We start from the raw sequence: 1122 nt of genomic DNA, 5'->3' as shown, positions 1-1122 counted from the left end.
CTTCGCACGTATTACGTGCGAAAAAAAAAAATCATCAGCACAAGATCGAGGAGGCTTTATCTGAACAAGGGAGATGGCGGACTACGTGTATGGGCCGGGGCGGAACCACCTGTTCGTGCCTGGGCCGGTGAACATCCCGGACCAGGTGATCCGCGCCATGAGCCGTCAGAACGAGGACTACCGCTCGCCGGCGGTGCCCGCCCTCACCAAGACCCTCCTCGAGGACGTCAAGCAGATCTTCAAGACCACCACCGGCACCCCCTTCCTCTTCCCCACCACCGGGACGGGGGCGTGGGAGAGCGCGCTGACGAACACGCTGTCGCCGGGGGACAAGATCGTGTCGTTCCTGATCGGGCAGTTCAGCCTGCTGTGGATCGACCAGCAGCAACGCCTCAACTTCAACGTGGACGTGGTGGAGAGCGACTGGGGCTACGGCGCCGACCTCGCCGCCCTCGACTACAAGCTCCGCCAGGACCCCTCCCACTCCATCAAGGCCATCTGCATCGTCCACAACGAGACCGCCACTGGAGTCACCAACGACCTTTCCGCCGTCCGCAAAATCCTCGACAAGCACAGGCACCCGGCGCTACTACTGGTGGACGGGGTGTCATCGATATGTGCGTTGGACTTCCGCATGGATGAGTGGGGAGTGGACGTGGCGCTGACGGGTTCGCAGAAGGCGCTCTCGCTGCCGACGGGTCTGGGCATCGTGTGCGCGAGCCCCAAGGCGCTGGAGGCGAGCAAGACGGCCAAGTCGGTGCGGGTCTTCTTCGACTGGAAGGACTACCTCAAGTTCTACAAGATGGGCACCTACTGGCCCTACACCCCATCCATCCAGCTCCTCTACGGCCTCCGCACCGCCCTCGACCTCATCTTCGAGGAAGGCCTCGAGAACGTCATCAAGAGGCACAACCGCCTCGGCACCGCCACCAGGCTGGCCGTGGAGGCGTGGGGGCTCAAGAACTGCACGCAGAAGGAGGAGTGGTTCAGCGACACCGTCACCGCCGTCGTCGTGCCGCCGTACATCGACAGCGCCGAGATCGTGAAGCACGCCTGGAAGCGGTACAACCTCAGCCTCGGCCTCGGCCTCAACAAGGTCGCCGGCAAGGTGTTCAGGATCGG

General features: G+C 63.2%; 1 protein-coding gene. It reads left to right on the top strand.

Annotated features, from left to right (window positions below; translation table 11 throughout):
• Positions 1 to 73: 73 nt before the first annotated feature.
• A partial coding sequence (locus OKA04_RS25000; protein WP_264503864.1) for an alanine--glyoxylate aminotransferase family protein occupies positions 74 to 1122 on the top strand: 1049 nt, incomplete at its 3' end.

Origin of the sequence: Luteolibacter flavescens, assembly GCF_025950085.1 — a bacterium.
GTDB classification, from domain to species: Bacteria; Verrucomicrobiota; Verrucomicrobiia; order Verrucomicrobiales; family Akkermansiaceae; genus Haloferula; species Haloferula flavescens.
The sequence above is the reverse complement of the archived record's forward strand: the minus strand, read 5'-3'. Positions and strand labels throughout refer to the sequence as shown.